Raw genomic sequence first — 6,198 nt, 5'->3', positions numbered from 1 at the left:
ACTTGGACTTCTTGGAGTAATGAGTGGATTTGGACTTGTAGCTCGTAAGAAAAAAGAAGACTAAATTAAAAATCTAGTTAAATAAGAAATTCTTATGAGTAAATCACTTGTATAAAAGATTAGAGAAGACTATTTTGCTCTTCTCTTTTCTTGTATTCTGAACAGTGAGATAAGTTTACTCAATATGATTTAGTAACTGTATAAGACTTTTTTAAGTTTTGTAAGGTATGCTAGACTGGAAAAGGAGGAGCGTCCAATGAGAAAGAAATTCTTTCTGACTAGTGCTGCTGTTCTTTTAGCAGTTGCAACTTTGCAAAGCGCTCAAGCAGCCACTGATGTTCAAAAAGTAATTGATGAAACTTATGTTCAACCTGAGTACGTCTTGGGTTCATCATTAACAGAGGATCAAAAAAATCAAACACTTAAAAAACTTGGCTATGATGCCTCAAAAGATACTAAAGATTTGAAAACCATGACACCAGATGTCTACTCAAAAATTATGAATGTCGCAAACGATTCAAGCCTTCAACTTTATTCATCAGCAAAAATTCAAAAATTAGGAGAAAAATCTCCACTTGAGGTCAAGATTGAGACACCTGAAAATATTACTAAAGTAACGCAAGATATGTACCGTAATGCGGCTGTTACCTTGGGTGTGGAGCACGCGCGTATCACCGTAGCGGCCCCAATCCCTGTAACAGGCGAAAGTGCCTTAGCAGGTATTTACTATTCATTAGAAGCTAATGGTGTTCAACTTCCTCAAGAAAATAAAGACCTAGCTCAGGAAGAGCTAAAAGCCTTGTCAGACATTAACGATGAAAATAAGGACAAATCAGGCTATGATGCTAATAAACTGAACGTAGCCCTTGCCGATATCAAGGCTGCAGTCGCTAAAGCTAAAGAGTCTAAGGGTGAACTTACAGAAGATGATGTTCGTAAGATTGTTGAAGATACTTTAAAGAACTATAAACTAGATCAAGTTGTTACAGGAAACCAAATCAATGTCATCATCAACTTTGCCTTCAATCTTTCAAAGAGCGATATTCTTAATAACGAAGACTTTACTAAGACGCTAAAAGATCTAAAACAAAGTATCGTTGCACAAGCAGGTGATAGTTTCAGCAATATTGACCTAAACTTTGATGCCAATAAAGCTATTCAAGACGGTGGAAACATCCTTAGCTCAATTTGGCAAGCTATCCTTGATTTCTTCAAGAGTTTTGGTGCTTAGGTTAATTCATGGTATAATAGATGGTAACAGAACAGTTGCCGTCTTTTTTTTCGGCACATAGAAAGTGAAAAATATGTTAAAGAAAAATGATATTGTAGAAGTTGATATTGTCGATTTGACCCATGAAGGAGCAGGTGTTGCCAAGGTAGATGGCTTGGTCTTTTTTGTAGAGAATGCTCTTCCGACTGAAAAAATCCTTATGCGAGTCCTTAAAATCAACAAGAAGATTGGCTTTGGTAAAGTCGAGGAATACCTTATGCAATCTCCACATCGTAATCGAGACTTAGATTTGGCTTACCTGCGTTCAGGCATTGCTGACTTGGGACACCTAGCTTATTCGGAGCAACTCAAGTTTAAAACCAAGCAAGTAAAAGATAGCCTATATAAGATTGCTGGAATCACGGATGTAGAGGTTTCAGATACTCTTGGCATGGAAAATCCTGTCAAGTATCGTAACAAGGCTCAGGTTCCTGTTCGTCGTGTTAATGGTGTTCTGGAGACTGGTTTCTTCCGTAAGAATTCTCATGATCTTATGCCTCTTGAAGATTTTTATATTCAGGATCCTGTTATTGATCAGGTTATTCTTTCTTTACGAGATTTACTTCGTCGATATGACTTGAAGCCTTATGATGAAAAGGAACAGTCTGGCTTGATTCGTAATCTTGTTGTTCGTCGCGGGCATCATTCCGGACAAATCATGGTTATTTTGGTGACAACTCGTCCTAAAATTTTCCGAGTTGAACAGTTGATTGAACAAGTTATTAAGCAATTCCCAGAGATTGTGTCTGTTATGCAGAATATTAATGACCAGAATACCAATACCATTTTTGGGAAAGAATGGCGGGTTCTCTATGGTCAAGACTACATTACGGACCAAATGTTGGGGAATAGCTTCCAAATTTCTGGACCAGCCTTTTACCAGGTCAATACAGAAATGGCTGAAAAGCTCTACCAGACAGCTATTGATTTTGCAGAGTTAAGTGAAGAGGATGTGGTGATCGATGCCTATTCAGGAATAGGGACCATTGGCTTATCAGTCGCTAAACATGTCAAGGAAGTCTACGGGGTGGAAGTTATCCCAGAAGCAGTAGAAAATAGCCAGAAGAACACAGAATTGAACGGTATCACCAATGCCCACTATGTCTGTGACACAGCTGAAAATGCCATGAAGAAGTGGCTCAAGGAAGGCATCCATCCAACTGCCATCCTGGTCGACCCACCACGCAAGGGCTTGACCGAAAGCTTTATCAAAGCAAGCGCCCAAACAGGAGCTGACCGCATCGCCTATATCTCCTGTAACGTCGCCACCATGGCGCGTGATATCAAACTCTATCAAGAGTTGGGCTATGAATTGAAGAAAGTCCAGCCGGTGGATCTTTTTCCGCAGACGCATCACGTGGAGTGCGTAGTGTTGCTACAACGAAGAAAAGGGTAAAAATCCTTTATTTTAAGCACTCTTTCAAGCATTTTGTCTTTATTGAAAAGAGTGATTTTGACATAAAAAAGGTGCAAAAAAAGTATATTGATGTGAACGTATGTTTGGATGTCGACTGCGTAGACAAAAAAGAGATACATCAGTAATAAATTAACTCAACGAGAACATTTTAATAAGTGTTCTCGCTTTTTTATTTTCAGGAGGAAAAGCATGCAAAAGGAAGAACAGTCATCACGGCAAATCGTGATGTGCCATCTCATGGCTATCATGGGAATAAATATTGAGAAAGCAACTCAGTTAATTGCTGAAATGGAAGAGTCAGGGCTAATTCAATTTGATGAGTTAGGAAATGTTGGTTTATTAGTGTTGGAGGGACAATCATGAAACGTATCACCGCAAATCATTACCAAACATCAGAGCGTTATTATAAGCTCCCAAAACTCTTATTTGAAAGTGACCGATATAAGGACATGAAACTTGAAGTTAAAGTAGCTTATGCTGTCTTAAAAGACCGTTTGGAGTTATCTTTGAGTAGAGGTTGGATAGATGAGGATGGGGCCATCTATTTGGTTTATTCCAACTCAAAACTTATGACACTTCTTGGTTGTTCCAAGTCAAAATTGCTGACGATAAAGAAAACATTACGTGAGTATGGCTTGATAGATGAAGTCCAACAGTCTTCCAGTGAAAAAGGACGCTTGGCCAATAAGATTTACTTAGGGGAGCTAGAACATGAACCTACCCCCGTCTTAAATTCAGACGGGGGTAGTGTTCAAAAAACACTAGGGGGGTGTCAAAATCAGCCGGGGCTGGTCTTAAATTCAGCCACTAGTGAGACTGAAGTTAGTGAGACTAATAATAGTGAAACTAAAGGGAGTGAGTCTGTCATTGAGGACGAGGAGGAGACAGAAAATCTAACAAGTAAGAAAAGCGAAAATGAACATTTTCATCGTAAGGTGGAGCAAGTCACAAGATATGACAGAGATTACATTTGGGGACTGGTTCATGAGCAGTTGAGACAAGTTGGATTATCACAGGCAGCTAGTGACTATGCCATGATTCATTTTAACCACCGATACAAATATGCTTTGGAACACATGAGGTTTGCGGCTAGGGCAGAAACGATAGCGGAATACGTTTTTAATGGCATATTAGCCGAATGGACCAAGGGACAACGCTTAAACGAACTAAAAGGAGGTGAGTAGATGTTTTGGTGAATTTTATTAGGGATTTTGAGACTATGAATGATTTGGCTCATTATTGAGGTCATCACTGCCCCAGAAATGGAAGATCATTATTAAGCAAGGGCGTTACAGAAGAAGTAATGTCCTTTTATTTTTGCCAGAAAGGAATGAGAGAAATGAAGTTTTTAGATTTGTTTGCAGGAATTGGAGGCTTTCGATTGGGTTTAACTAATCAGGGCCATGAGTGTATTGGCTTTTGTGAAATTGACAAGTTTGCGAGGAAATCTTACAAGGCCATCTATAAGACCGAAGGAGAAATAGAATTTCATGATATTAGACAAGTTACAGACCAAGACTTTAGACAACTTAGAGGGCAAGTGGACATCATCTGTGGGGGCTTCCCTTGCCAAGCATTTTCACTCGCAGGCAGACGATTGGGATTTGAGGATACTAGAGGAACTCTGTTCTTTGAGATTGCTCGAGCGGCCAAACAGATCCAACCACGTTTTCTATTTTTGGAAAACGTCAAAGGCTTACTCAGTCACGACAAGGGAGAGACATTTCGAACAATCCTCACCACATTGGATGAGTTGGGGTATGATGTCGAATGGCAGGTGCTTAACAGTAAAGATTTCCAAGTGCCACAAAACCGTGAAAGAGTTTTTATTATCGGACATTCTAGAAGATACTGTTCCCGATTCTTATTTCCTCTCAGAAGAGAAAGTAGCTCAACTGGTCTTGAGCGATTAGGTAATATCAATCCGTCAGGAAAAGGCATGAATGGGGAGGTTTATCTAACCAGCGGTTTAGCACCAACCCTAACAAGAGGAAAAGGAGAAGGGACTAAAATTGCCATTCCAGTATTAACCCCAGATAGGTTAGAAAAACGCCAACATGGCAGACGCTTTAAGGACAATCAAGAGCCTATGTTTACCTTAACTAGCCAAGATAGACATGGAGTGGTCGTCGCAGGAACCTTACCAACGTCTTTTGTGCAAACTGGACGAGTCTATGACCTTTCAGGGATTTCTCCAACACTGACTACCATGCAGGGAGGTGATAAAGTTCCTAAGATTCTTTATCGTGAAGAAGCACCGCATTTAAAAATTAGGGAAGCCACCAAACTAGGCTATGCCAAGGCAACCATTGGAGATTCTGTCAACCTTGCTTACCCAGAGTCTACCAAACGTAGAGGGCGAGTAGGAAAGGGAATATCAAATACCTTGACCACCTCTGATAACATGGGAGTGGTCGTAGCTGCTTTAGAGTACCGTAAGGACAAGTGGTATGAAGTGACTGGGCTTGTCTTAGACGGAAAACTTTATCGTTTGAGAATCAGACGCCTAACACCTAGAGAGTGTTTTAGGCTTCAAGGATTTCCTGATTGGGCTTATGAAAGGGCAGAGACTGTATCCAGTAAAAGTCAGTTATACAAACAGGCCGGAAATAGCGTGACCGTCACCGTTATTGAAGCTATTGCTAGAGAATTTAGAAAGATTGAAGAGGAAGAAGAACATGAAATTATTACACACGAAGAGTATTAGGGAGTGCACAGAACTGGAAGAAGCCATTCATCGATGGTAGGATTAGAGATTGTAATGAATATAGACACGTTAGAAATCTTTGACGTTATCGATCATGATAAGAAGGGAAACAGCGAACAAGAGCCTACAACAATCCAATTAAGCTTATTTGACTCAATGACGTGCATTTGACAGAAGGAGATAAATTAGGATGGACAGAGAAGCGCTATACAATGAATTAATTCAAAGTGAACCATTAGGTTTCATTGATCCTTTTTCTGACCTTGGCGAATTTGATCCTCTTCAGCTGAAATTTAAACAGCCTGTCAAAGAGCTAGTGAATCGATATTCAGGAAAACCTTACAGCTTGGCATGGCAACATAAAATTCTGGAAATGCGGAAGTTGTTTATTGATTATCAGATAGCATTAAATGAAGAAGATAAGCAGATTAACTTTCAGCGAAGAACAAGAAGCGAAGAGTCCAAAGAACATGCTACTACTATTGTAACAACATATTTGAAGTTGGGATTTAGTTTTAAAGAAATTGAGAAGCGTGTTTCTTTATCTTACAAACAACTTCGTCGAGGGTGGAAAAGAAGTGATCACATAATGACAAATAGTCCTGAATTTTATAGAAAAGGGGACTTATCAGAAGGTTACTGTTTACCGAGTAAAAAGCTACCTAAAAGTATGAGAATCAATGAGGGATAGAAAATGGAAACTGGAATTTGTAGACGATGTGCTTGCAACTGGGTTACACCTTGCATCAATGAAAAGTATGGTCCTTGTTGGTGGATAGATAAAAACAGAACGCTGTGTAGCCA

At 39.6% G+C, this 6,198-nt stretch carries 6 protein-coding genes; all 6 read left to right on the top strand.

From position 1 onward, the window contains the following. Window positions 1–256: 256 nt before the first annotated feature. The 6 genes from ADM33_RS07085 to ADM33_RS07065 all read left to right on the top strand — a co-directional run bounded on the left by ADM33_RS07085 (window position 257) and on the right by ADM33_RS07065 (window position 6,085). On the top strand, window positions 257–1,231 hold the full coding sequence (locus tag ADM33_RS07085) for a DUF1002 domain-containing protein (protein ID WP_049504076.1): 975 nt from the start codon (window positions 257–259) through the stop codon (window positions 1,229–1,231). A 73-nt stretch (window positions 1,232–1,304) separates the two neighbouring features. Continuing rightward, window positions 1,305–2,666: a 23S rRNA (uracil(1939)-C(5))-methyltransferase RlmD gene (gene rlmD, locus ADM33_RS07080; protein ID WP_049504075.1), complete on the top strand. Its 1,362-nt coding sequence runs from the start codon at window positions 1,305–1,307 to the stop codon at window positions 2,664–2,666. Window positions 2,667–2,876: 210 nt separating this feature from the next. Continuing rightward, window positions 2,877–3,050, top strand: coding sequence for a hypothetical protein (locus ADM33_RS11585; protein WP_003052100.1), 174 nt, complete (start codon window positions 2,877–2,879; stop codon window positions 3,048–3,050). Beyond that, the gene (locus tag ADM33_RS07075) at window positions 3,047–3,871 is read left to right on the top strand and encodes a replication initiator protein A (RefSeq protein ID WP_049504073.1); all 825 of its coding nucleotides are present in this window, start codon (window positions 3,047–3,049) and stop codon (window positions 3,869–3,871) included. Before ADM33_RS11585 ends, ADM33_RS07075 begins: the two co-directional genes overlap by 4 nt. A 155-nt stretch (window positions 3,872–4,026) precedes the next feature. Continuing rightward, on the top strand, window positions 4,027–5,394 hold the full coding sequence (gene dcm / locus ADM33_RS07070) for a DNA (cytosine-5-)-methyltransferase (RefSeq protein WP_049504071.1): 1,368 nt from the start codon (window positions 4,027–4,029) through the stop codon (window positions 5,392–5,394). Window positions 5,395–5,584: 190 nt separating this feature from the next. Then, complete coding sequence (locus tag ADM33_RS07065) at window positions 5,585–6,085, top strand: hypothetical protein (protein WP_049504070.1); 501 nt, start codon at window positions 5,585–5,587, stop codon at window positions 6,083–6,085. Window positions 6,086–6,198 lie beyond the last annotated feature (113 nt).

The sequence above is a fragment of the Streptococcus oralis genome, assembly GCF_001075875.1.
Taxonomy (GTDB): Bacteria; Bacillota; Bacilli; order Lactobacillales; family Streptococcaceae; genus Streptococcus; species Streptococcus oralis_I.
Note: the sequence above shows the minus strand (reverse complement) of the source record. Positions and strands in the feature narration are given on the sequence as shown.